Annotated in this window: 21 protein-coding genes; 6 read left to right on the top strand and 15 right to left on the bottom strand. The window is 73.8% G+C overall.

Annotated features, from left to right (window positions below; genetic code table 11):
• Positions 1 to 5: 5 nt before the first annotated feature.
• Together dapC and fdxA are read right to left on the bottom strand one after the other, a co-directional pair.
• Positions 6 to 1,100 (bottom strand): succinyldiaminopimelate transaminase, encoded by a 1,095-nt coding sequence (dapC, locus tag ACZ60Q_RS16860; protein WP_469634478.1) that lies wholly within the window; start codon positions 1,098 to 1,100, stop codon positions 6 to 8.
• A 197-nt stretch (positions 1,101 to 1,297) separates the two neighbouring features.
• Positions 1,298 to 1,618, bottom strand: coding sequence for a ferredoxin (gene fdxA, locus ACZ60Q_RS16855; protein ID WP_469634475.1), 321 nt, complete (start codon positions 1,616 to 1,618; stop codon positions 1,298 to 1,300).
• Between the two features lie 117 nt (positions 1,619 to 1,735).
• On the opposite strand from fdxA, the gene ACZ60Q_RS16850 reads away from it, so the two are divergent.
• From ACZ60Q_RS16850 to ACZ60Q_RS16840, 3 genes are all read left to right on the top strand, one after another.
• The gene (locus ACZ60Q_RS16850) at positions 1,736 to 2,773 is read left to right on the top strand and encodes a GNAT family N-acetyltransferase (RefSeq protein ID WP_469634472.1); all 1,038 of its coding nucleotides are present in this window, start codon (positions 1,736 to 1,738) and stop codon (positions 2,771 to 2,773) included.
• A gap of 81 nt (positions 2,774 to 2,854) precedes the next feature.
• Complete coding sequence (locus ACZ60Q_RS16845; protein ID WP_469634469.1) at positions 2,855 to 3,736, top strand: transglutaminase family protein; 882 nt, start codon at positions 2,855 to 2,857, stop codon at positions 3,734 to 3,736.
• 272 nt (positions 3,737 to 4,008) lie between these two features.
• Positions 4,009 to 4,614: a response regulator transcription factor gene (locus ACZ60Q_RS16840; RefSeq protein WP_469634466.1), complete on the top strand. Its 606-nt coding sequence runs from the start codon at positions 4,009 to 4,011 to the stop codon at positions 4,612 to 4,614.
• Here the strand turns inward: ACZ60Q_RS16840 and ACZ60Q_RS16835 are convergent.
• From ACZ60Q_RS16835 to ACZ60Q_RS16815, 5 genes are all read right to left on the bottom strand, one after another.
• Positions 4,583 to 6,451, bottom strand: coding sequence for an ATP-binding cassette domain-containing protein (locus ACZ60Q_RS16835; RefSeq protein ID WP_469634985.1), 1,869 nt, complete (start codon positions 6,449 to 6,451; stop codon positions 4,583 to 4,585). The genes ACZ60Q_RS16840 and ACZ60Q_RS16835 overlap by 32 nt on opposite strands.
• 134 nt (positions 6,452 to 6,585) lie before the next feature.
• On the bottom strand, positions 6,586 to 8,355 hold the full coding sequence (locus tag ACZ60Q_RS16830; protein WP_469634463.1) for an ABC transporter ATP-binding protein: 1,770 nt from the start codon (positions 8,353 to 8,355) through the stop codon (positions 6,586 to 6,588).
• 89 nt (positions 8,356 to 8,444) lie between these two features.
• The gene (locus tag ACZ60Q_RS16825; protein WP_030576627.1) at positions 8,445 to 8,576 is read right to left on the bottom strand and encodes a SapB/AmfS family lanthipeptide; all 132 of its coding nucleotides are present in this window, start codon (positions 8,574 to 8,576) and stop codon (positions 8,445 to 8,447) included.
• A gap of 45 nt (positions 8,577 to 8,621) precedes the next feature.
• Positions 8,622 to 11,246, bottom strand: coding sequence for a class III lanthionine synthetase LanKC (gene lanKC, locus ACZ60Q_RS16820; protein WP_469634460.1), 2,625 nt, complete (start codon positions 11,244 to 11,246; stop codon positions 8,622 to 8,624).
• Positions 11,247 to 11,488: 242 nt separating this feature from the next.
• Entirely contained in the window at positions 11,489 to 12,466 is a 978-nt protein-coding gene (locus ACZ60Q_RS16815; protein ID WP_469634457.1) for a helix-turn-helix domain-containing protein, read from the bottom strand.
• A gap of 253 nt (positions 12,467 to 12,719) precedes the next feature.
• Between ACZ60Q_RS16815 and ACZ60Q_RS16810 the strand changes: the two genes are divergently transcribed.
• Together ACZ60Q_RS16810 and ACZ60Q_RS16805 are read left to right on the top strand one after the other, a co-directional pair.
• Positions 12,720 to 13,958 (top strand): MFS transporter, encoded by a 1,239-nt coding sequence (locus tag ACZ60Q_RS16810; protein ID WP_469634454.1) that lies wholly within the window; start codon positions 12,720 to 12,722, stop codon positions 13,956 to 13,958.
• Positions 13,955 to 14,539 carry a sugar O-acetyltransferase gene (locus ACZ60Q_RS16805; RefSeq protein ID WP_469634451.1) on the top strand — a complete coding sequence of 195 codons (585 nt, stop codon included), beginning with the start codon at positions 13,955 to 13,957 and terminating at the stop codon, positions 14,537 to 14,539. The genes ACZ60Q_RS16810 and ACZ60Q_RS16805 overlap by 4 nt, the downstream gene beginning before the upstream one ends.
• Before the next feature lie 42 nt (positions 14,540 to 14,581).
• Here ACZ60Q_RS16805 and ACZ60Q_RS16800 read toward each other — a convergent pair whose 3' ends face one another.
• From ACZ60Q_RS16800 to ACZ60Q_RS16780, 5 genes are all read right to left on the bottom strand, one after another.
• A complete protein-coding gene (locus ACZ60Q_RS16800) occupies positions 14,582 to 15,085 on the bottom strand; it encodes a DUF4265 domain-containing protein (protein WP_469634448.1) in 504 nt (167 codons plus the stop codon).
• 337 nt (positions 15,086 to 15,422) lie between these two features.
• Complete coding sequence (locus ACZ60Q_RS16795; RefSeq protein WP_469634445.1) at positions 15,423 to 17,522, bottom strand: VanW family protein; 2,100 nt, start codon at positions 17,520 to 17,522, stop codon at positions 15,423 to 15,425.
• Between the two features lie 175 nt (positions 17,523 to 17,697).
• Complete coding sequence (locus tag ACZ60Q_RS16790; protein ID WP_469634442.1) at positions 17,698 to 18,207, bottom strand: DUF6113 family protein; 510 nt, start codon at positions 18,205 to 18,207, stop codon at positions 17,698 to 17,700.
• Positions 18,204 to 19,106: an N-acetyl-1-D-myo-inositol-2-amino-2-deoxy-alpha-D-glucopyranoside deacetylase gene (gene mshB / locus ACZ60Q_RS16785; RefSeq protein WP_469634440.1), complete on the bottom strand. Its 903-nt coding sequence runs from the start codon at positions 19,104 to 19,106 to the stop codon at positions 18,204 to 18,206. Before mshB ends, ACZ60Q_RS16790 begins: the two co-directional genes overlap by 4 nt.
• Positions 19,107 to 19,195: 89 nt before the next feature.
• A complete protein-coding gene (locus tag ACZ60Q_RS16780) occupies positions 19,196 to 19,390 on the bottom strand; it encodes a hypothetical protein (RefSeq protein WP_469634437.1) in 195 nt (64 codons plus the stop codon).
• 165 nt (positions 19,391 to 19,555) lie between these two features.
• On the opposite strand from ACZ60Q_RS16780, the gene ACZ60Q_RS16775 reads away from it, so the two are divergent.
• A complete protein-coding gene (locus ACZ60Q_RS16775; protein ID WP_469634435.1) occupies positions 19,556 to 21,682 on the top strand; it encodes a prolyl oligopeptidase family serine peptidase in 2,127 nt (708 codons plus the stop codon).
• A 41-nt stretch (positions 21,683 to 21,723) separates the two neighbouring features.
• Here the strand turns inward: ACZ60Q_RS16775 and ACZ60Q_RS16770 are convergent, their stop codons facing one another.
• The 3 genes from ACZ60Q_RS16770 to ACZ60Q_RS16760 all read right to left on the bottom strand — a co-directional run bounded on the left by ACZ60Q_RS16770 (position 21,724) and on the right by ACZ60Q_RS16760 (position 25,216).
• Positions 21,724 to 22,809 carry a hypothetical protein gene (locus ACZ60Q_RS16770; protein WP_469634429.1) on the bottom strand — a complete coding sequence of 362 codons (1,086 nt, stop codon included), beginning with the start codon at positions 22,807 to 22,809 and terminating at the stop codon, positions 21,724 to 21,726.
• Between the two features lie 228 nt (positions 22,810 to 23,037).
• Positions 23,038 to 24,249: an ABC transporter ATP-binding protein gene (locus ACZ60Q_RS16765; protein WP_469634425.1), complete on the bottom strand. Its 1,212-nt coding sequence runs from the start codon at positions 24,247 to 24,249 to the stop codon at positions 23,038 to 23,040.
• Entirely contained in the window at positions 24,239 to 25,216 is a 978-nt protein-coding gene (locus tag ACZ60Q_RS16760) for an ABC transporter ATP-binding protein (protein WP_469634422.1), read from the bottom strand. The genes ACZ60Q_RS16765 and ACZ60Q_RS16760 overlap by 11 nt, the downstream gene beginning before the upstream one ends.

The raw sequence follows: 25,216 nt of genomic DNA, 5'->3' as shown, positions 1-25,216 counted from the left end.
TCCGGTCAGGACAGGCGCTTGACCGCCGCCGCCACCCGCTCGTCGGTCGCCGTGAACGCCACCCGGACGAAACTCGCGCCCGCCGCGCCGTAGAAGTCGCCGGGCGCCACCAGGATGCCCAGCTCCGCGAGGTACGCCACGGTCTCCCAGCACGGCTCGTCGCGGGTCGCCCACAGGTAGAGGCTCGCCTCGCTGTGCTCGATCCGGAAGCCGTGCGCCTCCAGCGCCGCGCGCAGGGCGAGGCGCCGGTCCGCGTAGCGGGCGCGCTGCTCGGACACGTGCACGTCGTCGCCGAGCGCGGCGACGGCCGCGGCCTGGACGGGGGCGGGCGTCATCATCCCGCCGTGCTTGCGGATGAGCAGCAGCTCACCCAGGACGGCCGCGTCGCCCGCGATGAAGGCGGCCCGGTATCCGGCCAGGTTGGAGCGCTTGGAGAGCGAGTGGACGGCGACGACGCCGTCGTAGTGGCCGCCGCAGACATCCGGGTGGAGCACCGATACCGGCTCGGCGTCCCAGCCCAACTCCAGGTAGCACTCGTCGCTGAAGACCAGCACCCCGTGCTCGCGCGCCCAGGCGACGATCCGGGTCAGCTCCTCCTTGGACAGCACCTTCCCGGTCGGGTTGGAGGGCGAGTTGAGCCAGAGCAGCTTCAGCCCCGCCGGGTCCAGCTCGGTCGGGTCGTCGTAGACGACGGGCTCCGCGCCGCAGAGCCGGGCGCCCACCTCGTACGTGGGGTAGGCGAGCCGGGGGTAGGCCACCTTGTCGCCGGCGCCGAGCCCGAGCTGCGTCGGCAGCCAGGCCACCAACTCCTTGGATCCGACGACCGGCAGCACGTTGGCATGGGTCACGCCGACCGCGCCGAGGCGGCGCTCCACCCAGCCGGTGAGCGCGTCCCGCAGGGCCTCGGTACCCCACACGGTCGGGTAGCCGGGGCTGTCCGCGGCGGCGACGAGCGCCCGCCGGATCAGCTCGGGGACCGGGTCGACCGGAGTACCGACGGACAGGTCCACGATGCCGTCCGGGTGGGCCTGGGCCGTCGACTTGAAGGGCGCGAGCTTGTCCCAGGGGAAGACCGGGAGGCGGGAGGAGACTGCGGACACGGCGCTCTGCTTTCTCGGGTGTTCTCGTACGGGGCGGCGGAACGGGCGCGCGGTGACGGGCCCGGCGGTGCCGGAACCCGGTGGCGGCCCCGGCGTTACCGGGACCCGGTGGCGGCCCCGCGGGTACGGGGAAACACCACGGCCCCGCACGGTGACAAGCCGTACGGGACCGGAGCCGCGCGCGTGGTGCCCGCCGCTTACTGGTTCTGCGGCGGCAGTCCGGCGATGAACACGTGGTCGCGCTCGATGAGACCGAGCTTGGAAGCACCGCCCGGCGAACCGAGGTCGTCGAAGAACTCGACGTTCGCCTTGTAGTAGTCCTTCCACTCCTCCGGAGTGTCGTCCTCGTAGAAGATCGCCTCGACCGGGCAGACCGGCTCACAGGCTCCGCAGTCGACGCATTCGTCCGGGTGGATGTACAAGGACCGCCGGCCCTCGTAGATGCAGTCGACGGGGCACTCTTCGATGCAGGCCTTGTCCTTCACGTCGACACAAGGCTGCGCGATGACGTAGGTCACGCTGTCGTTCCTCCTCGGTAGGGCGTTGGCTCTCGCGCGGGAGCGCGGCGTCGTCGATGCCCGCCTCTAGTATCTCCGTTCTCGGGCACGATCCGAACAGGAGGGGCGGACAGAGCTGTGGAATTCACCATCGGCGGACGGCTGGAAGTCCGCATAACACCCGCTGACGTGGGCAAACGCGTGTCCGTGCGATGCCGGACGGGCGACGGCGGCATGGGCGCGAAGTTCACCGACGTGGTCGGGGTGCTCACATCATGGAACAACGATGTGCTCTCGATCACAGACAAGAGCGGGAAATCCGTCCACATCGTGGAATCCTCCCTGGCCGCGGGCAAGGTCGTTCCCGCCGCCCCGGCCCGCCGTCGTGGCCCCGCCGCCTCCTTCCGCGAACTGGCCTCCGTCACCGCGCGCGCCTGGCAGCCCGTGGAGAGCGCGGCGCTGGGCGACTGGCGGCTGCGTGCCGCCGGGGGCTTCACCCGGCGCGCCAACTCCGTGCTGCCGCTCGGCGATCCGGGCCTGCCGGTCGGCGAGGCGCTCGGACGGGTCCGGGGCTGGTACGAGGAGCGGGGCCTGCCCGCGTACGTCCAGACGGCGACCGGGGCCGAGGGCACGCAGGAGCCGCTGTGCGCGGAGTTGGAGCGGCACGGCTGGCGGCGCGAGGTCTCGGCGGCGGTGCGGATCGCCGCGCTGGCGCCGGTCGGTGACCTGGACGCGGATGTGCGGGCGGTCCGCCTGACCCGGGAACCGGACGCGGCCTGGCTCGCCCGCTACCAGCGCTTCTCCACCCCCGGCCCCCATGTGCTGCGGGTACTGGGCGGCGGCCCTTCGGTCTGGTTCGCCACGGTGCCGGGGGGCGCGGGAGCCCCAGACCCAGACCCAGACGGGGACGCGGATCCGGACGCCGCGCCGGCCGCGATCGGGCGGTGTGTCGTGGACGGGCGGTGGGCGGGGTTCATGGCCGTCGAGGTCGCCCCGGAGCAGCGGCGGCGCGGTCTCGCCACCACCGTGATGGCCGCGCTGGCGCGCCGTGCTCTGGACGAGGGCGCCTCGGCGGCCTGGCTCCAGGTCGAGGAGGACAATGAGGGGGCGCGGGCGCTGTACGACGGCATGGGCTTCGCGGCCCATCACCGCTACCACCACTACCGCTCGGCGTGACGGGCCCGGTGGTCCCCGCACCGGGCCCTCCGGTGGATCGACGCACATGAGCAGGGGCAGGGACAGGAACATGGGGCGGATATGAGCGCGCTGGATTCCGGAACGGCCGAGCGGCGGCGGCAGTTCGCCGAGGAGGCCCGGTCCGAGCGGCCGGACCTCGCCCTCCTGTGCCTGTTGCTGGGCGCGGAGGCCGGACCGGTGGGCCCGGCCGAGGTCCGCCCGGTGACTCCGGGGGAGGCCGTTCCCGACCCGTACGGCATCGACGCCGCGCAGATCGAGCTGGACCGGCTGGCCGGACTACTGCCGTACGGCTCCCGCTCCCCCGCCGCCTGGGCCTCGGCCCTGGCCGAACTGCTGGGCGGGCGCTGCGGGTTCGGCGGCTCCTCCGTCGACTACCAGCGGCTGGACTCCTCGCTCCTCCAACAGGTGCTGCGCCGCCGCCGGGGCCTGCCGATCCTGTTGTCGGTCGTCTGGATCGAGGTCGCCAGGAGGGCGGGTGCTCCGGTGTACGGGGTGGCGCTGCCCGGCCACTTCGTGGTCGGTTTCGGCGATCGGGAGCACCCGGTGCTGGCCGATCCGTCCGCCGGGGGCGCGCCGTTGACCGGTCAGGACGCGGAGCTGCTGGTCACGGGGATGACCGGGGCGGCCATCGAGCCGTCGATGATGGTGCCCGCGCGACCGCTGGAGATCGTGCTGCGGATCCTGAACAACGTACGGGCGTGGGCGGCGGCCCGGCCCGAGCGCACGGATGTGGCCCTGTGGGCGGTGGAGCTGTCGCTGCTCCTGCCCTCGCATCCGGCCAGGCTCCGCTTCGAGCGCGCCCAGCTCCTGGTCCAGCGCGGTGAATTCCTGCGCGGGGCGGCGGAGATGGAGGAATATGCGGAGATCCTCGACGGAATCGAGCCGACAACAGCCGAGAACATCCGACGCAAGGCCCAGGCCGCGCGCGCCCTGCTGAACTGAACCGGCCGCCCGGCGGGAATGCGGCGGGAGTCCGCCCCGTAGCAGGCTCCTTTCCGGCGACCGTACGGGGCGAGACGGATGGGTCCGTGAGCGAAGTGCGCTCCTGTTTTACATCCGAACGCCCCCTTCCGCGCCCAACGGGCGTGCTATTCACGCCGTTTGTCGGCGTACGCGAATGCCCATGCGCTCAACTGGATACCCGTCACCGGATGCGTACAGCCCATCGCGTTCCGCGTCGGGCGGGCCGGAAGAGAAAAGCTGAGGGCAGATTGATGACAACCGTGCTGCTGGTCCACACCGTGCCTTTGTGGCGCGCGTCGCTGGCGTCGCTCCTCGGCATGGGGCGGGGGATAGAGGTCCGCACCGCCGAACACGGGGCGATAGGCGCCGCACTGAGCGGGCCGGGTCCCGACGTGCTGCTCACCGACCTCGACTGTCCGGGCGCACTGGACGTCCTCGACGAGGTGAGGACGATGACCCCACCGCGCGGCGAACCGTTTCCGCTCGCCGTGCTCACCCGCAGCGACCGGCCGAGCGGTCTGCGGCGGGCGTACGAGGCGGGAGCGCTCGGCTACATCGACAAGTACCGCCCGGTGGACGACCTGCCCGAGGTGATGCACAAACTGGCGGACGGGGGGCGGCATATCGACGAGTCGCTGGCTTTCAGCCTCTTACAGGTGGCCGACATGCCGCTATCGCCGCGGGAATTGAGCGTGCTCTCGATGGCCGAGGGGGGTGACACCGTGGCCGGGATTGCCGGTCGGCTGCACCTGACGCCGGGGACGATCCGCAATTACCTGGCCGCCGCCATAAGGAAGTCCGGGGCGCGCAATCGGCTGGATGCGATCAGACGGGCGAAGGAGGCGGGGTGGATCTGATGCCGCGCCCCTCTTCCCGGGCGACGTCATGGGCCCCGCCCGTCTCACCCGTCTCCTCCGGCTCTCTCGTCTCCTCCGGCTCCCTCGTCTCCTCCGGCTCCCAGAGGCCGGCCAGGTCCCGGTAGAGGGCGCAGGAGCGCAGGAGTTCACCGTGGGTGCCGCACTGGGTGCGCGGGCCGTCCATCACCAGGGTCCGCCCGGCGCGGCGGGCCGAGCTGAGCCGGTGGGCGACGACGACGAGCGCGCCCGGCAGGGCCGCGAACGCCAGCTCGGCGCGGGTCTCGGCGGCCGGGTCGAGCCGGCTGGTCGCCTCGTCGAGGATCAGCAGCGGCGGGGCGGCGAGGTAGGCCCGGCCCAGGGCGACCAGCTGACGTTCGCCCTGGGAGAGCCGGTCCGGTTCGAGCGCCGCGTCGAGGGAGCCGAGCCGGGAGAGCAGCGCGTCCAGGCCGAGCGCGTCCGCCATGGCCGCGATCTCCCGGTCGCGGGCGTCGGGGCGGAGGTAGCGGAGGTTGTCCCGCAGCGAGCCGCTGAACACGTAGGCGTGCTGGGGCAGCAGGACGCGTACGGAGCTGGCGTCGGCCGGGCGCACCGGCCGCCCCCGCCACCGCACCGCTCCCCCGGTGGGACGCTCGGTCCCGGCGAGGACGGCGGCCAGGGTCGACTTGCCGCTGCCGCTCGGGCCGACGACCGCGAGGTGCTCTCCCGCGCCGATGGTCAGGGAGAGCCGGTCCAGGACGGGCTGGGCACCGGGCCCGTACGCGAAACTGACCTCGTGGAGCTCGGCGACCGGGGTCCCGCGCGGCGGCGGGGCGGCGTCCCGGACGGGCGACGGCGGGTCGGCGACGGGGGGTGGCGGCGCGTCCGTGAACCGGTCCAGGACCACGACGAGCCGGCCTCCGACCGTGCCCAGCATGGTCATCAGTGCCTGGACGGCGGGGGCGAGCGCCTGGGTGAGGTAGGTCAGCGCGCCGACCAGCGCGCCCGGTGTGAGCCCGTTCCGCAGCAGCCAGGGCGCCCCCAGGAGCAGCAGGAGCGGCGGGAACCGGCCGCAGACGGCGAGTGCCAGCACCCGTACGCCCGACCAGCGGGCCAGCGAGCGGGAGGCGGCGAGCTGAGTCCCGGCGAGGCTCCGGGACTCGGCCACCGTCCGCTCGGCGGCCCCGGCGGCGGCGATGTCGCGTACGGAGGCGGCGAGCTGGCCCGCGTGGGCGGCGTAGGCCTCGTCGGCGGCCAGGTAGTCGCGCTGACGGGCGGCCATCGGCGGCAGGGTGGAGAGGAACAGGGCGGACCCGAGGAACAGCGGGGGCAGCACGACCAGGAGGAGGGCGGGCGAGAGGGCCAGCAGGCCGGTGACGGCCCCGGCCGCCGTGAACACGAACGAGCGCAACGTCAGGACGAGTCCGGCCCAGCCGTCCCGAGCGATCTCACTCTGATGAGTGACCTGCGACAGGGACCGGGTGCTGACGTCGCCGGAGCGGTCGAGCGCGCCGGACAGCGCCCGGGACACGGCGCGCCGGACCAGTCCGTCGCGCAGCGGCTCCACCAGGTCCGCGAGCCGGCCGAACACTCCGCGGGCGGCGGGCACGGAGGGCAGCACGGCGACCGCGGCGACGGCCAGCCAGAGGAGGCCGGTCAGCGGGCGTCCGGCGAGGAAGCCGTCGTCGAGCGCGCGGGCGACGCCGAATCCGCCGAGGAAGGTCTGGGCGAATTCCAGCAGGGACCAGCCGGCCAGCCGCAGGACCACGCCGGTCCGCGCCCGCAGGAAGGGCCGGGCCTCGCGGCCGACCCGACGCAGCGATGTGTCGCGCCCGGGGTGTGCGCCGTGCCGGGGGTCCACTCCGTGCTGCTGAGCGTCGCTCCGGGAGTGAGAGGTGTCCTGCGCGTCGCTCCGGGAGTGAGACCTGCCCTGCGTCTCGCGCCGGGGGTGAGCCTCCTGCCGCTCGTCGCGGCCGGGGGGCGCTTTGTCGGCGTTCACCGGGCCTCCGTTCCGGCGGCCGGCGTCACGGGCGTACGGCTCGCGGGAACCGGGCCCTCCGCGGGGGTGTCCGTGCGGAAGACCGCCCGGTAGTCCGGGTCCGCCCAGAGCTCTTCGTGCCGGCCCGTCGCGCGGATCCGGCCGTCCTCCAGCCAGGCGACCCGGTCCGCCCGCGCGGCCGAGGACAGCCGGTGGGCGACGATGACCCGGGTGCAGTGCCCGGCCCGTGCGTCTAGCGCGCGCCGGACGTGGTGCTCGGTCACGGTGTCGAGGCTGGACAGCGCGTCGTCGAGGATCATCAGGCGGCCGGGGTGGGCGAACGCGCGTGCAAGACCCAGGCGTTGGCGTTCTCCGCCGGAGAGCGGGGCCTCGGCGACCGGGGTGGCGTAGCCGTACGGGAGCAGCGCGAGGAACCCGTCGGCGCGGGCCGCGCGGGCGGCGTCGCGTACGGCTTCGGGGGACGCGGTCGAGGGCCCGTAGGCGATCGTGTCCTCGATGGTGACGCCGGGGAGGGCCGGGCGGGCGAAGGCGTACGCCACTTCGCGGCGCAGCCGGGCCGGTTCCATGCCGTCCATCGGGACGCCGTCCAGCAGGACGTGGCCGGTGTCCGGGTCGAGCAGTCGCCCGGCGACCGCTGCGAGCACCGACTTGCCGGAGCCGGAGCGGCCGACGACGGCCAGGGAGGTGCCGCCGGGGACGGTCAGGTGGACGCCGGTCAGCAGCGGGCCGCCGTCCTGCTCGACGCCGACGTCCCGGAGTTCGAGGTGTCCGGGGGCGCCGGGCGCCGGGCCCAGACCGCGGTGCGGCAGCGGTGCGAGGGTGAGGAGGGGATCCAGGCTCCGGGCGGCGGCACGGCTGCGGGCCAGGGAGCCGAGCGCGCCGGTGAGGGCGCCGATGCCGGTGGCGAGGCTCGCGTAGCGGGCGGCGGCGACCAGGTCGCCGACGCTGATCGCGCCCGTGCCGAGCCGTAGTCCGGCGACCGCGAGGACCAGCAGCATGAGCAGGGGCAGCAGGAGGCCGCTGCGGCCGACGGCCCGCCCGTACACGGCCCATGTGCGCCTGCCGTGTTCGGCGAGGGCGGTCAGGGGTTCCAGGACGCGGCGGTGCTCACGGGCCCCGGTGCGGGCGGCGCGGATGGTGTCGGCACCGTCGAGGGCCTCGGTGAGGCGGTGGGCGATGAGCGACTGGGCGCGCTGGTAGTCGGCCCCGGCGTCGGCGGTCCGGCGGGTGAACGTGCGCAGCAGTGCGACGAGGAGGGGGGCGCCGAGGAGGAGGGCGGCGGCCGTCCAGACGTCGATGAGGAGGAGGCCGACGAGCGCGCCGAGTGGCAGCAGGACACCGGAGACGGCCCCGGCGGCGGTGACGGGCGCGGACGCGGCGTCGGCGGTGCGGGCGGTGAGCCGGGCGGTGAGGTCTCCGGTGGGCAGGGCGAGGGCGCGGCGGGGTTCGGCGGCCAGGACCCGGGCGGCGGTCCGGGTGCGCAGGGACGCGGTGAGCCGGGCGGTGGTGCTCGTGCCGGTCACGACGGCCGCCGCGTCGAACCCGGTCTCGGCGAGGGTCAGAACGACGCAGAGCAGCAGTCCGGACCAGGGCACGGGGCCGCCGGCGACGAGCCGGTCGACGGTGTGGCCGAGGGCGGCGGGCAGGGCGAGGGCGGCGAGCGCCCCGCCGGTGGAGCAGAGAAGGAGCCCCAGAAGGGCCGCCGGATGCCGCCGGGCGAGCCGCCGGATGCCGGACTCCGTGCCCGGGTGTGGACGCAGCCGCACGGGGTGGCCTTTCTGGCGGGACGCCCCCTGGGGGGCACGTGGCCGGCCGGCCCACCGGTGAGGAACACCGGTGGGCCGGCCGGTGCGGGTCACGGGGTGCAGAGGACCACGCTGAGCGAGCTGAACTCACAGACCAGCAGCGAGACCTGGCTGCCCGTGGCGAGCTCGCCGAAGGAGTCCTCGGCCGGGGTGTCCATCGCCTGAAGGTCGAGAAGCGCCATGATGATGTCCTTTCGGGGACGTTGGTGGTGCTGAGCGGTGTGTTGCTACGACCCCTGACGGGGCCGGTTCGGGGGGCCGCTCGCGCGGCCGGGGTGCGCCGCCGGAGCGGCGGGCAGGAAGGGAAGTCCGGTGGAACCGCCGAGCGCGGCGCCCAGGGCGAGGAGAGCACCGGCGGTCCCGGTGGCCAGGTCCATCGACAGGCGCATCAACTGCTCGCCGGGGAAGGCGAGTCCGCGTTCGTACGTCAGGGCGTGGCTGCCCAGCAGCTCGGTGTGGCGGGCGATCGCGCGCCGCCGGCCGGTCTCGTCGCACAGCGGGGTGGCCGCGAGGTGCGTCAGGAGTCCGGCGGAGCCCCGGAGCAGTCCGGGCTGGACGTAGAAGGCGGAGAGCGCGGCGGGCAGGAGGGCGCGGCCCGCCGCTTCGAACGCGGGGTCCGGGCGGTGGGCCAGGTAGGCGTCGATGACGGCCGCGATGCCGGCGCTGCCCGAACCGAGGTACGGCATCAGCCGCTTGCCCTCGACGACGAGGAGTTCGCCGTCGTCCCCGGCCCGGCAGCGCTCCAGGTCGCGGCGGAGCGCGGTGGCCGCCAGGTCGAGCAGGGCGGCGTCCCCGGTGGTCGCGTACCGGCGCACCAGGAGCAGGGCGATGCCGCTCGCGCCGTGCAGCAGCCCGGTGCGGGGCGACGGCGGACCGTCGACGAGTGCGCGGACGGCGAGGGCGGTGCACCGGGCGGCTGCGGCGGACAGCGCGGGTGCGTCGGTGGCGGAGGCGGTGCGGGCCAGGTCGTCGAGGGCGAGGCCGATGCCCGCGTACCCGTTGTGGAGGCCGGGGGCGAGGCCCTCCAGGGGCTGGTCGAGGATGATCCGGAGAAGGTCGGCCGCCTCGGCGGTGCGGCCGATCCGGTGCAGGGTCCAGGCGATGCCGGTGAGCCCGTCGTAGAAGCCGAGGGGGCTGCCGGACGCCGGGTCCTTGGCGTGCCGCAGGAGCCAGTCCTCGGCCTCCCCGCACGGCGGGGCGCCCGTCTCGTGGAGGGCGTAGAGCACTCCGGCCGCCCCGTACGCGAAGGACTGTCCGCCGGTGGCCGTGGCGAACTGGGCGATGTCCCCGGGAAAGCAGCGGTCCTCGCGCTCCGGTGTGCAGGAGGCGGTGATGGCCCGGACCATCGCGTCACGGCTGCGCGGCCAGTCTCCGAGGTCGGGGTCGGCGACGGGAGCGGGCCGGGGGGCGGGCTCGCCCGTCTGCCGCAGGATCTCCGCGACCGCGGGCCGCAGCGTCTGAACCTCGACCGGGAAGACGCGGGCGATGTCCCGGGCGAGGCCGGAGGCCTTGGTGCGGTCGATGCCGAACAGCGTGGTGAGCGGCAGGTACAGGGCGAGTCGCAGACAGGCCAGCGCATAGCGGTCGATGTCGGCGCCACGTCGGTCGGGCGGGGCGACGAAGGCCGGGTTGGCGACGATCTGACGGCGGCGCTCGGCGGCCGGGGAAGCTGCCTCGAAGTCGAGCAGGACGATGCGCGCGTTCTCCTCGTCGACCATCACGTTGCTCATGTGCAGGTCGCTGATGACGATGCCCCGGGCGTGCACCGCCTCGACGGCACGCTCGACCTGCCCGTACAACCCCTCTGCCCAGGAGGCGTGTTCGGCGAGCAGTTCGGGGGACGGGTGCTGCCGGGCGAGCGGGAAGCGGCGGGCGAAGACGGTGTTGAGGGTGGTGCCGGGGATGTACTGGAGGACCAGGAAGTGGTGGTCGCCGACCTCGAACACGTCCCGGACGGCCGGTACGCAGTCCAGCCCGGCCAGTTGCTCCAGGGCGGCCCTCTCGCGCTCCAGCCGGGCCACGGCGTCCGCCCCGTCGGCGGCCAGACCGGCGTACGGCCGCGCCTCCTTGAGGACGACCTGCTCGCCGGTGCGGGTGTCGCGGCCGAGGTAGACCCCGCCGCCGTTGGAGAAGTGCAGCGCCTTCTCCACGGTGTACGGGAGGTCCGCGAGGCCTACGGCGGCGCGGGCTTCGAGGTGCGGCTTCAGGAACCCGGGCGGGGTCACCCAGGAGGGGACGCGGAAGGACGGGCCGCGGTCGTCCGGGACGAGCCGGCCCTCGGGATCGGCGACGGCCGGCACGGGCCGCCCGTCCGGGCCGGAGCAGAAGCGGGCGGCGAACGCCCCGTACCGGGTGTGCACGGGTCCGTTCCCGCACCGCAGGTCGCTCAGGATGTACGGGCCGTGCTCGCCCTCCAGCAACCGCGTCAGGGCGGTGCACACTTCGGGGAACGCCTCGTCGGACGGCGGGTAGACGGTGATGAACTTCCCACTGCCCGCCCGGTCCGCGTACTTGGCGTTCCGCAGGGCCAACAGCCCGGCGTTCGGAACGCACTTGAAGGCCAGCCGGTGTTCGAGGCAGTGGGCGAGAACCCGCTCCAGCACGGAGGTGGCGTTGTCGAGGGCGGCCGAGACGTGGATCTTCCAGCCCTGGGGCGGCAGTCGCAGCCCGTCGGGGTGGTACGCGAGCCAGTCGCCGCGCCGGGAGCGCGTCCAGCCGTCGGGTACGGCGCCACGGAGCGGCGCGTAGAAGGAGCGCTCCTCGTCGGCGGCTCCGCCCGGTCCGGGGGAACGGTGGGGTGCGTCGTAGAAACGGCGGTCCGCCTGGCAGTACGCGGCGTACTCCGGATTCACGCACGGTCCCCTCACTCGGCTCCTTCGTGGCGAGAACGAAGTTGCCATAACGACGAGGGGTTCCCCTAGTCACTGTTGTCACGACTCGTACATGCGCGCCAACCATGCGGAGCGCACGGCGTACTGATGGGTATTGGCTTTCCGCCCAGCTCCGGACAGGGGTGGGCCGGGGGCGCGCTGGGGCGCGCGAGGGGCGCCCTCACACCGGACTCAGCCCACGCCCCGCACCCGTACGGGCTCCGTCAGCCCACGCCCCGCACCAGGACGTCCCCCGCCTCCGTGCGGAAATAGAGCACGGAGCGGCCCGCGCGACGGCGGCGGACCAGTCCGGCGTCCAGCAGGATCCGCAGATGGCGGCCCACCGAGCCCAGCCCCTGGCCGGTCAGCGCGACGAGCTGCGTCGTGCTGAGCGGGGAGGCGAGCAGCAGCAGGACGGCCGCCCGCGCCGGACCGATCAGCGCACCCAGGGCGGCGGGAACCGGGACGCGCCCGGCCTCGGCGAGCACGCCGGAGCACGGGTACACCAGCCCGTACCGGCGTGGAATGTCCCAGCAGACCCAGGACTGGTACGGGGTCACGGGAACGAACAGCAGTCGCGCGCCGCCCAGTTCACGGGGCGGGTTGTCGTGGGTGTTGATCTGGAGCCGACTGCCGCCCAGCCAACGGACACCGGGGCGCATGCCGTTCAGCGCCTCGGCCCAGCCGCCACGCCCCAACTGGGCCGAACGGGCGACCACATCGGCTTCCAGGAGCCGCCGCCGCCTCGGCCAGTCGGGCAACACGGTGTACGTCCAGACCCACTCCAGGGCGTCGGCGGCGCGCCGCGCCAGGTCGTCCCGGTCCAGCGCGGTGGGCAACGGCCCGCGCAGCGCCTCGGCCAGTTCGGCACGGGCCCGGCCGGGCCCGGTGGCCCGGACCGGCGCCAGTTCGTCGGCGAAGGAGGGCGGGGCCCGACCGGGCGGGCCGGGGTCCGGCACGGGGATGAGGAAGTCGGCGATCCACCGGGGGGCGAGGGCGGAGCTGACCACCAGCGCGGAGACCGGGTCGTCGGTCTTCCACCGCCGGTACGCGGGCAGGTGGGTCTCCAGCCAGGCGCGCTCACCCGGATGCGCCGCGGCGGCCCGCTCCAGGACCAGCAGGCTCGCGACGGCCTCCGCCAGGGGCGAGACGACGAACCTGCTGGTCGCGAGGGTGTCCGCACCGACCTGCCACCAGCCCACGCGCCCCACCGCCCCGTTCTCCCAGTCCGCCCTCGGGCCCCGGCGGCCCCGCAGACCCCGCTGGCCCCGCCGACCCCGCTGGTCCCGCGGACCTCGCTGGTCCCGCCGACCTCGCTGGTCCCGCCGACCTCGCTGGTCCCGCCGACCTCGCTGGTCCCGTCAACCTCGCCGACCTCGCCGAATCCTGCCCCGGACTTTCGCTTCCGCGCGAAACAATAACGGCCCCGGCGGCGGCGTCCGGAGACTCCACCGCATGCGCACCTACCGCCAACTGTTCCGGACCCCGGAGTTCACGCCCTTCTTCGCCGCCGTCTCCGTGCAGACGGCCGCCCAGACCGCGACCGGCCTGGCACTGGGCACGCTCGTGTACACGCGGACGGGCTCACCCCTGCTGTCGGCCCTGGCGATGTTCGGTCCGTCGCTGGCCCAGGTGGCCGGGGCGCTCACCCTGCTGTCGGCGGCGGACCGGCTGCCGCCGCGCGCCGCGCTCACCGCCCTGGCGCTGCTCTCCGCGGGGGCCGCCGGCGTCCAGGCCGCTCCCGGACTGCCACTGTGGGCCGCGTTCGCCGTCCTGCTGGTGGTGGGCGCGGCCTCGTCACCGGGCGGGGGCGTGCGGTACGGGCTGCTCAACGAGATCGTTCCGCGCGAGGGATTCCTGCTCGGCCGCTCCGTGCTGAACATGACGGGCGGCGCGATGCAGATCTGCGGGTACGCGGTGGGCGGGCTGTTGGTGACGGTGTTCTCGGCGCGCGGCACCCTGCTGATCGGGGCGGGCCTGTACGTCGTCGCGGCGGGCATGACCCGGTTCGGGCTGACGGCCCGGCCGCCCCGGGCCACCGGCCGCCCGTCGGTCCGCGAGACGCGGCGGACGAACGCGCTGCTCTGGTCGTCCACGCCGCGCCGGTACGTGTTCCTGGCGCTGTGGGTGCCCAACGGGCTCGTCGTCGGGGCCGAGTCCCTGTATGTCGCGTACGCGCCCGGGCACGCCGGGCTCCTCTTCGCCGGCGGGGCCCTGGGCATGCTGGCCGGGGACACGCTGGTCGGCCGGTTCGTCACGGCACGGTGGCGGGCACGGCTGGGGGCCCCGCTCCGGCTGCTCCTCGCCGCGCCCTATCTGCTCTTCGCGCTGCGCCCGGAGCTGCCCCTCGCGCTGGCGGCGGTCGTCCTGGCGAGCGTGGGCTTCGCCGCGAGTCTGCTGCTCCAGGAACGACTGATGGCCCTCACCCCGCAGGAGCTGAGCGGCCAGGCGCTCGGACTCAGCTCCTCGGGGATGCTCGCGATGCAGGGCGTGGGGGCGGCCCTGGCGGGCGGCATCGCCCAGCTGACCTCACCCGCCTCGGGCATGGCGGCGGTCGCGGCGCTCTCGGTGGCGGTGACACTGACGCTGGCCCCGGGATTGCGTGACCGGTCCGGGGACGTCGGGGGCAGACTGCTGGAAGCGGACGGATCACCGCGAGCGCCCCGTACACCCCGCACGGAAGAGACCACATGAGCGACGAGATCAGGCCCAGCCACAAGGAAGCCATGCTCTCCGGCGAGCTCTATCTCGCCGACGACCCCGAACTGGCGGCGGAGGCGCAACACGCGGCCGTGCTCACCGAGCGCTTCAACGCCACCTCGGCCGCCGACCCCGAGGCCCGGCGCGCCGCCCTCGCCGAGCTCCTCGGCGAGCTGGGCGAGGGCGTGGAGGTCCGTCCGCCGCTGCGGGTCGACTACGGCTACCTGACGACCATCGGCCCCCGGACGTTCATCAACTTCGGCGCGGTCCTCCTGGACGTCGCCCGCATCACCATCGGCGCGGACGTCCAGATGGGCCCGAACGTCCAGCTGCTCACCCCGACCCACCCGATCGACCCCGAACCGCGCCGGGCCAAGTGGGAGGCCGCGCGGCCGATCACCATCGGCGACAACGTGTGGCTGGGCGGCGGGGTGATCGTCTGCCCCGGGGTGGCCATCGGTGAGAACACGGTGGTCGGGGCGGGGTCGGTCGTCACGAAGGACCTGCCCGCGAACGTGGTGGCGGTCGGCAACCCGGCCCGGGTGATCCGGAGGATCGGCGAGGAGGGGGCGTAACGCCCGGGTGCGACCGCCTGGCGGGCCGCGGCGCCCCAAGCGCTACGCGGCCCGCCAGGCATCCGTGACGCACGAGACCTCGAAGTGCCACCAGCCCTCGTCCCGGCCGCGGGCGAGCAGCGCCTTGACCCCGCGCAGGTCCGCGCCGCCCGGCACGGTCAGGGCGACCAGCGGGAACTCGGCGCTGAAGACCTCGCCGGTGAGCCCGTGGGCGGCGAACCGCTCGTGCACGGCCCGGGCGTCGCGCCCGAGCGGCCCGTCCGGCAACGGCAGCACCCGTACGGTGCAGTTGCCCGAGTCGGCCACGCGGCCGACGGCCCAGTGCACCCCGTCGCCGTCCGTGCGCAACCGTACGGTCTCCCCCTCGGCGACCCCGTCCTGGAGGAAGGGCACGCTGTCCACCCTCGCGGTGTCCGGGCCCAGGCGCGTCGCCCACAAGCCCTCGGTGTCGTAGGGCGGCCGGTCCTCGCGCGGGACGAAACGGAACCAGACCTTGATCCGATCGGCTTCGCGGGGCGGGCGCTGCGGACCGGCGGGGGAACTCATGGCCCCATGGTCCCCCGCATGCGGCGCGCCCGCCTGCGGACCCCACGACCGGGCACGACGTCATCGCCGACGAGAGAGCGCTCTCCCGGCGCCTCCCCCCAGACTCTCCCGACCGTTCGTCGTGCACGCGGACCACGACCCAGGAGACGTACCCCACGCATGCTCCCCCCACCGCACCAGGGCAAGGTCGACGCGATCCTCAAGAAGCAGGAGTCCCCGCAGGCCGGCGCCGTCCGCTGGACGCGCCGGCCCGGAACCCGGCCGCCGACGACTTCGCCCCCGGCCGGAGACGTTCCCGGGCGGGGGCGAAGGATGGAGCGGCTGTCCGGTCCGGGCGTCAGCCCTGGCCGGTCAGGTCGATGGTGACGGTGCGGTCGGCGGGGGTCTTCCCGGCCAGGGCGGTCTTCATCGCCTGGGCCACGTCGTCCGCGCCGACCTGGTACTTCTTGCCGTCGCCCTTGACCGCCATGATGCCGTCGAAGACGCCGTCCAGGAGCTTGTCGATCGCCTGCTTGTCGTAGACGTCGACCAGCCGGCCGTCCACGGGCTTCATGGAGAGGATCTGCGGCAGCGACCGGGCCGGGCCGAACTGGATCTCCTTGGGACCGGCCTTGATGGTGACCAGATCGGACATCGCGGGCTCGGCGAACTCCTTCATCGCCCGGTTCAGTTCGGCCTTGGTGATGGTGGGCTCGCTGGTGGTGACGGGGAGTTCGACCAGCCGGGTCTGCCCGGTCTGCACCTGGGCGCGGTAGGCGTCCCGGACCGAGATCAGGGACTGGCCGGCGTCCAGCGTCCTGCCCGGCTTGCCCGGCACCACCACGGCCTTGTTCGGCTCGAAGCGGATCGTGCCGTCGCCGGACGAGCCAAGAGCGCCGGCCAGGTCGGTCAGCGCCACGCCGAGCTTCTCCTCGTCGACCGGGATCACCGGGTCGGCGGGACGTTCCCCACCGAACAGCGAACCGATCACCGAGACGGGGTGGTAGTCGCTGCCCGCCGCGCCGCGCACGGTCTCCTGGCTGTCCAGGGTAAGACCGGCCTTCTCGGGGTCGAGCTTCTCCTCCTTGCCGTCCACCGACAGCGTCAGGGCCGTCTTGGCCCGCTCCCCGAGGGCGGCTTCGAGCTTGGTGACCGCCTCCTCCTTCGTGCCGCCGCCGATGTCGACGCCGAGCACCGTGATGCCCTTGGGGACCTCGGAGTGGTTCAGCAGGAGACCCGCCCCGTACGCGATGCCGAGCAGCACGACCGCGGCCACCCCGAGGAGGACCAGCTTGGAGCGGCCCTTCTTCGCGGGGACGGGAGCGGCGGCCTGGGACGCGGGACGCGGGGCGGCGGAGCCGGGCGTGGGAACACCGGGACCACCGGGTCCGCCAGGACCGCCGAGCATCGGGCCGCCGGGCATGCCCGGGCCGCCCGGGAACGCGGCGCGGGGCTCGCTGGGCACCACGGGGATGCCTCTGGTCGGCGTGGAGCCCGAGTCATGCCCGGACTCGGGGGCCGGGGCCGGGGCCTGCGGTGTGAGGATCGTGGTGTCGTCGGACAGCCGGGGCGGTCCGCCGCCGGGGACGCCCGGGACCATCGGGCCGGGGCCGCCGAGGCCCGGGACGCCGTCGAGGTTCGGGGTCAGCGAAGAGCTGCCGGTGACCGGTCCCGCCGTGGGACCGGACGGACCGGGCGGACTCACCCCGGGGCCGGGAGTGGCACGGGGGCCTGTGCCGGGGGGCTCGGTGCCGTAGGCGTCGAGCGCGCTGCGGGCGGAGCCGGGTACGCCCGGGCCGCCGCCGGACTGCGGGGCGTCCGAGAAGTACGGCAGGTCGGGATGCGAGCGGCCCGCGTCGCCGCCGGACCCGCCACCGGGGCCACCCGTGCCCGCGCTCGGGCCACCGGGCGTGCCCGGACCGCCCGTGCCGGCGCCCTGAGCGGCTGCTCCCGGTCCGGTGGCCGAGGCCTTGCGCGGGGCGAACCAGTCGCTGCCGCTCTTCTCCCGGGCCGGCTTCTCCGCGGGCGCCGGGTCGGCGGCAGGGCCGCCGTCCCGGGGCCGGTCCGCGGGCGCCGCGCCGTTCGGGCCCGCGGAACGGTCCGCGAGTCCGGCTCCGGGCGCGGGCGGCGGCGTGCCGGGGCGCGGGGTGGCGCCGGTGCGCTCCGCGTCGGAACGGCCGCCGGCGATATCGCTCTCCGCCATCGGCGTACGCATCACGACCGGCGGGATGGGACGCGACCCGGGGATGTTGATCCGGATGCGCGTCGTCAGCGTCGTCTCGGTCTTCGGTTCCTCGGGCCGGGGCGGAGCCACGGGTTCCGGGTTCTCGTCAGAGCCGTCCTGCGGCGGGTGGAGCGACGGATACTGGCGGGATCCGTACGGCGGCGTACCCGAGGGGTACGCGGCTGGGCCGCGGCCCTGGGGCCCGGAGGACGAACTGTCAGTTTCACGACTCAAAGCAGGTTCTCCCGATTGGCTCCGCCGCCCGTACTTCCCCCATGTCGCAGGCCAGGGGACGGCTCGGCGCGCGCACCACCATACTTGCCGCCGCCGCCGGACACTGCGCGACCGGGTGGAACCTCCACCCGTGCGTCACACCTGTGGGGGTCGTTCCCGACCCGGACTTGGCACTTCACGTACCGGACCGGCCGCTGCGGATGGCTGATTGCGGCACTTTGGATGTGGTGGCGCACATCACAGCGACGGCGGTCCCACCGAGCATGAACAGCACCAGGCCGAGTTCGTCGCCGAAGACGTAGTCGCCCTCCGGCCGCCCGCTCAGCAGAAGGAACACCGTGATGAACCATCCGGCCGCCGGGGCGAGCGCGCCGATCTGGGTGCGGGTAAGAATCCGGCCGCCGTAGAAGAGGCCCGCGGAGGCTGCCAGCGCGATGATCAACCCGCCCGGGAACCAGGCGGCTTGGACGAGTGTGCCGGCGATCGCGACCAGGGCGCCGAGCACGGCGAAGCCGAGGTGGGCGGCGATCCGGGCCGGGTTCGGCCGGGCCGCGAAACCGGTGGGATCGGGCTCCCTGGGAGGCGCGTTCCGCCGCGGCGCGTGGGAGGAACCGGCGCGGCCCCGGGCCTTCGCGGGGTTCCCACGAGCCTTTCCGGGGTGCTCGCCTCCGGGGTGCTCGCTCATGCCGCGCCTCCCTCGGTGTCCGGGACGCCCGCGAACAGGTCGCTCTCGCGCGCCCCCTCGGGCACGCCCGGTGCGCCCCGCACCAGTTGGTAGTACTCGGTCGTCAGCAGGGGCTGGCCGAGGTCGTTGGAGAGGGCGAAGAACGGGCCGTCGACCGCGATCTGGGTGGTGTGGGCGCTCATCGCCGCCGACTTGGCCCCGGCGTACGCCGATCCGTCGATCTCGGCGGTGATCCGCTCCCCGTCGGTCACGCCCGGGACGTCGTCCACGGAGGCGATGCCGGGGAAGGCCTCCGGGGCGGTGGTGCGCAGCCGCTCGAAGCCGGCCTCGGCCACGGTCCGCTCCACCCTGTTCCAGTAGATCTTCGCGACGGCGTGCGGTGTCCCGGAGCCGTAGGCCGGATCGGCGGCCAGGTCGGCGGCGCGCGTCGCGACGCGGTGGGCCTGGATGTGGTCGGGGTGGCCGTAGCCGCCGTCCGGGTCGTAGGTGACCATGACCTGGGGGCGGACCTCGCGGATCACCTCGACGAGGTGGGCCGCCGCCTCGTCCACCGGGGTGGACCAGAAGGAGCCGGGGCGGCCGTTCTGCTCGGCGCCCATCATTCCGGAGTCCCGGTAGCGTCCGGGCCCGCCGAGGAAGCGGTGGTCGGCGACGCCGAGCTCCTTCATCGCCGCGGCCAGCTCGCCGACGCGGTGGGGCCCCAGGGCGTCGTCCCGGTCGGCGGTGAGGCGGGCGAGGGAGGGCGGGATGACCTCGCCCTCCTCGCCGAGCGTGCACGTCACCAGGGTGACGTGGGCGCCCTCGGCCGCGTACCTGGCCATGGTGGCGCCGTTGTTGATCGACTCGTCGTCGGGGTGCGCGTGCACCAGCAGCAGACGGCGGGCGGGGAGGTCCTTCATGGGGACCACCCTACGAGCTCGGAGGCCCCCCGTGCCCCCGCGCACCCCGCCCTCCGTGCCCCCTGCCCCCGTCCCCGCGTCTCCCGGGGTCAGAACTTGATGCCGCTGATCATCCCCGCCACGTTGCTCGTCAGATCGGAGATGGTCGGCGCGATGGACGAGCTCGCGATGTAGAACCCGAGCAGCATGCAGACCACCGCGTGTCCCCCCTTCAACCCGGATTTCCGGATCAGCAGGAAGACAATGATCGCCAGCAGCACTACCGCCGAAATCGAGAGCGCCACGGCGGTTCACCTCCATCAGTACGGTCGGGAGCAGGAGCACACGCGGAGCCAGCGGGTTCCTACCCACCGAGCGCTACGGATCATAACTATCCGTGCCAACGCATTGATCGGTGCACAGCAGCACGAGGGGCGCACGAACCGCCGCACGAGGCTAAGTTCGGAGCCATGACCTCGCAGAAGCTGTCCTTTCCCCGCCAGCAAGCACGGACCCAGCGCTTCACTCTCGGCGCACCTCGGGCCTTCACCGTCTCACCGGATGAGACGCGCGTGATCTTCCTCCGGTCGATGTCCGGAACGGACCGCACCACCCGGCTCTGGGTCCTCGACCCGGCGACCGGCGAGGAGCGCGTCGCCGCCGATCCCGAAGTCCTGCTGGGCGGTGCCGCGGAGAAGCTGTCGGCGCAGGAGCGGGCACGGCGCGAGCGGACCCGGGAGGGTTCGTCGGGCATCGTCTCCTACGCGGTGGACGCGGCCGCGGAGGTGGCCGCGTTCGCCCTGTCCGGAAAGGTGTACGTGGCCGAACTGCGGGCCGGGACCGCGCGGGCGCTGCCGGTGCCGGGCCCGGTGATCGACCCCCGCCCGTCCCCCGACGGCCGCCACATCGCGTACGCGGCCAAGGGCGCGCTGCGGGTCGTGGGCGCGGGGGGCGAGGGCGACCGGGCGCTGGCCGAGCCGGAGAACACCCATGTCACCTATGGTCTGGCCGAGTTCATCGCGGCCGAGGAGATGCACCGCTACCGGGGCTTCTGGTGGTCGCCGGAGTCGGACCGGCTGTTGGTCGCGCGGGCCGACGACAGCCCCGTACAGCGGTGGTACATCGCCGATCCCGCGCACCCCGGGCGCGAGCCCGCCGAGATCGCCTACCCGGCGGCGGGCACGCCCAACGCGGAGGTGCGGCTCTTCGTCATGGACCTGGAGGGGGCCCGGACCGAAGTGGTCTGGGACCGGGCCGCGTTCCCGTACCTGGCCCAGGTGCACTGGTCCTCCGCGGGCGCTCCGCTGCTGCTGGTGCAGGCCCGGGACCAGCGCAGCCAGCGGTATCTGGCGGTGGACCCGGAGACCGGGGCGACCCGGATCGTGCATGTCGACGAGGACCCGGTGTGGCTGGATCTTTTCCCCGGGGTGCCCGCGTGGGCGCCGGACGGGCGCCTGGTGCGGATCGTCGACGAGGGCGGCGCGCGGGTGCTGGCGGTCGGGGACCGGCTGCTCACCGGGTCGCAGCTGCACGTCCAGTCGGTGCTGGACATCGGGGAGTCCGACATCCTGGTCTCGGCGGTGGCCGGTGAGGACGCGGTCGAGCCGGAGATCGGGCAGATCCATGTGTACCGGGTGAACGAGCTGGGAATCGAGCGGATTTCCGAAGGGGTGGGTGTGCACTCGGCCGTCCGTTCGGGCGGTCTCGCGGTCGTGGTCTCGGCGGTCCCCGACGAGCCCGGAGCCGCCGCGTGGGTGGTGCGGGACGGCAAGCGGCTGACCCGGATCACGAGCTTCGCCCAGGAGCCGGTGCTCTCCGCCCGTGTGACGCTCACCGAGGGGGGCGCACGGCGGATTCCGTGCGCCGTGCTGCTCCCCTCGGGCTACCAGGAAGCGGATGGCCCCCTTCCGGTCCTGATGGACCCGTACGGCGGTCCGCACGGCCGCCGGGTGGTCGCCGCCCACAACGCGCACCTGACCTCGCAGTGGTTCGCGGACCAGGGCTTCGCGGTGGTCGTGGCGGACGGCCGGGGCGCACCGGGCCGCTCCCCGGGCTGGGAGAAGGCGGTGCGGGACAATCTCGTGATGACGATGGAGGACCAGGTCGAGGCGTTGCACGGGCTCGCCGGGCGGTTCCCCCTCGACCTGTCCCGGGTGGCGATCCGAGGCTGGTCCTTCGGCGGCTATCTGGCGGGGCTCGCGGTGCTGCGGCGGCCCGACGTCTTCCACGCGGCGGTCGTGGGCGCCCCGGTGACGGACCAGCGGCTGTACGACACCCACTACACCGAGCGCTATCTCGGCGACCCGGCGACGCAGCCCGAGGTGTACGCGTACAACTCGCTGCTCACCGACGACGGTCTCTCCGAGCCCGCCGCCGAGGTCCGGCCCATGATGATCGTGCACGGCCTGGCCGACGACAACGTGGTGGTCGCCCACGCCCTGCGGCTCTCCTCGGCGCTGCTGGCCGCCGGGCGTCCGCACGAGGTGCTGCCGCTGAGCGGGGTGACGCATATGACGCCGCAGGAGCAGGTCGCGGAGAACCTGCTCCTGCTCCAGGTGGACTTCCTCAAGCGGTCGCTGGGGCTGACCGGAGCCTGAGCGGCGCCCGACCGGCCCGGCCCGCTCTCCCCGTCACCCGCTCACCAGCGGGGCGGCGGGGAGGGGGGCGGGGGCCCGAAGCCGCCGCCCTGCGGAGGTCCGAAGCCGGGGGCGGGCGGCTGCTGACCGGGGGCCGCCGGCGGAGGCGGGTAGGCCGCCTGGGGAGGCGGGTAGCCGGGGGGCGGGGCGCCCCAGGGGCCGGCCCCGCCCCAGGGGCCCGGGGCGCCACCGGCGGGGGTCCGCTCGACGCCCTCGCGGGCGAGGACCACGAGCACGGCGGCCCCGGCGAGGAGCGAGGTGACGAAGCTCAGCGTGTTCAGCTGCGTCTCGATGTCCAGGCCGGCGAACCGCTCGTACATCTCGAAGCGGACGACGCGCCCCACGCCCAGCACACCGGACGAGAGCATGAACCCGCCCGCGATCAGGCCGAGCGGTCGCGCGTAGGCCGCTCCGGCGACCGCGCCGACGGCCGCCACCAGGAACATCAGGATGAGCACCACGTTGGTCCAGCCGGGCGGGGCCTCGGTCAGCGGGACGAGCACGGACCTCCCGCCGGTGAACCACGCGGGATACAGCCTGTCCGGGAAGACGAAGGCCTGCCGGAGCTCCCAGCCGGCGAAGACCACCGCCTGGAAACCGAGGAGCAGGAAGGCCGCCACCCCGGCCGCCCGGCCCGGTCCCGCGGGCCGCTCCTCACCGTCCGCCACCGGGCGGCGCCCCGCCACCCCGACGACGGCCATGGCGAGTCCGGCCGCCAGGACCACGTACGTGGTGAGCAGCGCCCGGTCGCGCAGCTCCTGCGGGGCCGGGGCGTCGGCGATGGTCCAGACACCGGGCAGCCGCACGGCGAACGTGACGATGCCGGTGACGATCAGGACCGGAGCCGCGATGGCGGACCGGAGCGCCGCCACGGCGGCGGCGACGTGGACGACCAGCAGGATGAGGGTGGTGGCGGTGGTGGCGGTCGACGGTACGGCCCAGACGTTCGCGGCGCCCGTCCAGATGTCCCAGAGCATCCCTGGTCCGTCCACCACCCTGAAGTCCCGCACCAGCCAGGCCACGGCCATCAGTGCGGGCACCGCGCACAGAACGGCGCCGGTGATTCTCGCTCCCCGTGTAAGTGTCACGCTGCGATGGTCCATTGCCCCGAACGGATGAACAAGTCCGCGAGGGTGACAGGACGGGGCAGGACGGGACGGGACGGGCCGGAAGCCGCGGGAGCCGGCCGGAGCGACAGGACGACGCTCCGGCCGGACCACGGCACCCGCACGGCCGTACGCTGTTCAGCATGGAGCGTCCGTATATCGGTGCGGCGACGGTGAAGTTACCGGTCCGTTAACGAATCCGACGCGGCTTCATGACGTTTCGCCCTCGGGTCGCCCCGGCTCCCGCCCCGGCTCCTCGGACCCCCGCCCCGCGGGCCCCGGGACCTCCCGCTCGCCCTCCGGCGGCACCGCGCTCCTCTCCTCCGCGAAGTGGCACGCGGAGTCGTGCCGGGCCGGGGTGTCGACGAACCGGAACTCCGCGGGGACCGCCAGCAGCGGGACCTCCAGTTCGCACCGCTCCCGCGCCTTCCAGCACCGGGTGCGAAAACGGCAGCCCGAGGGGATGTTGGCGGGCGAGGGGACGTCGCCGTGCAGGATGATCCGTTCCCGGTGGTCCCGGGCCGTCGGGTCCGGTACGGGGACGGCGGAGAGCAGCGCCTGGGTGTACGGGTGGGTGGGGTGGTCGTAGATCTCCGCGTCGGAGCCGATCTCCACGATCCGGCCGAGGTACATCACGCCGACCCGGTCGGAGATGTGCCGGACGATCGAGAGGTCGTGCGCGATGAAGACGAAGCTGAGGCTGAACTCCGCCTGGAGCCGGTCCAGCAGGTTGACGACCTGGGCCTGTACGGACACGTCGAGCGCGGAGACCGGCTCGTCGGCGACGATGATCTCGGGGTTGAGGGCGAGGCCCCGGGCGATGCCGATGCGCTGGCGCTGGCCGCCGGAGAACTGGTGCGGATAGCGGTTGATGTACTCGGGGTTGAGCCCGACGACGTCCAGCAGGTCCCGCACCTTCTGGCGTCGGCTGCCCTTCGGGGCGACCTCGGGGTGGATCTCGTACGGCTCCCCGATGATGTCGCCGACCGTCATCCGCGGGTTCAGCGAGGTGTACGGGTCCTGGAACACCATCTGGATGTTGCGGCGCACGGCCTTCAGCGCCCGGCCGGACAGCTTCGCGATGTCCTCGCCCTTGTAGCGGATCGCGCCCGCGGTGGGACGTTCCAGGTGGACGAGCATCTTGGCGACGGTCGACTTGCCGCAGCCCGACTCCCCCACGATGCCCAGTGTCTCGCCCGCGTACAGGTCGAAGTCGACGCCGTCGACGGCCCTGACCGCGCCGATCTGCCGCTTGAAGAGGATGCCCCGGGTCAGCGGGTAGTGCTTGGCGAGGTCGCGGACCTGGAGGATCGGGTCGCCTTCCGTGTACGGCGTGACGGCGTCCTCCCGCGCTCTGGACAGCAGGGTGGAGCCGGTCGCGCCACCGCCGGTCCCCGCGTTCTCGTCGCGGTCAGCGTGCATCGAGCGTCTCCTTCCAGAAGTGACAGGCGCTCCGGCGCCGCTCGTCCACCTCGTAGAGCGGCGGCACGTCGCTGCGGCACACGTCCCTCGCCTGCGGGCAGCGGGGGTTGAAGGCGCAGCCGGGCGGAATGCGCGTGAGGTTGGGCGGCAGGCCCTTGATCGCGTAGAGCTCCCGGCCCTTCTGGTCCAGGCGCGGGATCGACCGGAGCAGGCCCTTGGTGTACGGGTGGGCGGGGGCCTTGTAGATGTCGTGCACGGGGGCGGTCTCGACGATGCGGCCCGCGTACATCACGGCGATCTTGTCCGCGACGTCGGCGACGACGCCGAGGTCGTGGGTGATCAGGATGAGGCCCATGTTCAGCTCGCGCTGGAGCTCGGCGAGGATCTCCATGACCTGGGCCTGGACGGTGACGTCGAGGGCGGTGGTCGGCTCGTCGGCGATGATCAGGGACGGTTCCAGGGCCATCGCCATGGCGATCATGATGCGCTGGCGCATTCCGCCGGAGAACTGGTGCGGGTAGTTGCCGACCCGGTCCTTGGCGGCCGGGATGCGGACCCGGTCCATCAGCTCGACCGACCTGGCCCTGGCGTCCTTGCGGGACATGCCGCGGTGCACGACGAACATCTCGCCGAGCTGCTCGCCGACGGTGAGGACCGGGTTCAGCGAGGACAGGGCGTCCTGGAAGATCATGGCCATCTCCTGGCCGCGGATCCTGCGCCGCGCCTCCGGCTTGAGCTTCAGCAGGTCCTGGCCCTTGAAGAGGATCTCCCCGCCGGCGATCCTCCCGGGCGGCATGTCGAGGATGCCCATGATCGCCTGGGCGGTGACGGACTTCCCCGAACCGGACTCGCCGAGGACGGCGAGCGTCTCGCCCTCGGCCACCGAGTAGTCGACCCCGTTGACGGCCTTGGCGACGCCTTCGCGGGTGTGGAACTCCACGTGCAGATCGCGCACTTCGAGCAACAT

The sequence above is a fragment of the Streptomyces sp. NPDC104313 genome, from assembly GCF_055583985.1.
Note: the sequence above shows the minus strand (reverse complement) of the source record. Positions and strands in the feature narration are given on the sequence as shown.

Coding starts and splice junctions, on each gene's coding strand:
- ACZ60Q_RS16845 (WP_469634469.1), top strand. CDS start 2,855: ATGAGCGCGCTGGATTCCGGAACGGCCGAGCGGCGGCGGCAGTTCGCC.
- ACZ60Q_RS16840 (WP_469634466.1), top strand. CDS start 4,009: ATGACAACCGTGCTGCTGGTCCACACCGTGCCTTTGTGGCGCGCGTCG.
- ACZ60Q_RS16825 (WP_030576627.1), bottom strand. CDS start 8,576: ATGGCGCTTCTCGACCTTCAGGCGATGGACACCCCGGCCGAGGACTCC.
- ACZ60Q_RS16810 (WP_469634454.1), top strand. CDS start 12,720: ATGCGCACCTACCGCCAACTGTTCCGGACCCCGGAGTTCACGCCCTTC.
- ACZ60Q_RS16805 (WP_469634451.1), top strand. CDS start 13,955: ATGAGCGACGAGATCAGGCCCAGCCACAAGGAAGCCATGCTCTCCGGC.
- ACZ60Q_RS16800 (WP_469634448.1), bottom strand. CDS start 15,085: ATGAGTTCCCCCGCCGGTCCGCAGCGCCCGCCCCGCGAAGCCGATCGG.
- ACZ60Q_RS16790 (WP_469634442.1), bottom strand. CDS start 18,207: ATGAGCGAGCACCCCGGAGGCGAGCACCCCGGAAAGGCTCGTGGGAAC.
- mshB (WP_469634440.1), bottom strand. CDS start 19,106: ATGAAGGACCTCCCCGCCCGCCGTCTGCTGCTGGTGCACGCGCACCCC.
- ACZ60Q_RS16775 (WP_469634435.1), top strand. CDS start 19,556: ATGACCTCGCAGAAGCTGTCCTTTCCCCGCCAGCAAGCACGGACCCAG.
- ACZ60Q_RS16765 (WP_469634425.1), bottom strand. CDS start 24,249: ATGCACGCTGACCGCGACGAGAACGCGGGGACCGGCGGTGGCGCGACC.
- ACZ60Q_RS16760 (WP_469634422.1), bottom strand. CDS start 25,216: ATGTTGCTCGAAGTGCGCGATCTGCACGTGGAGTTCCACACCCGCGAA.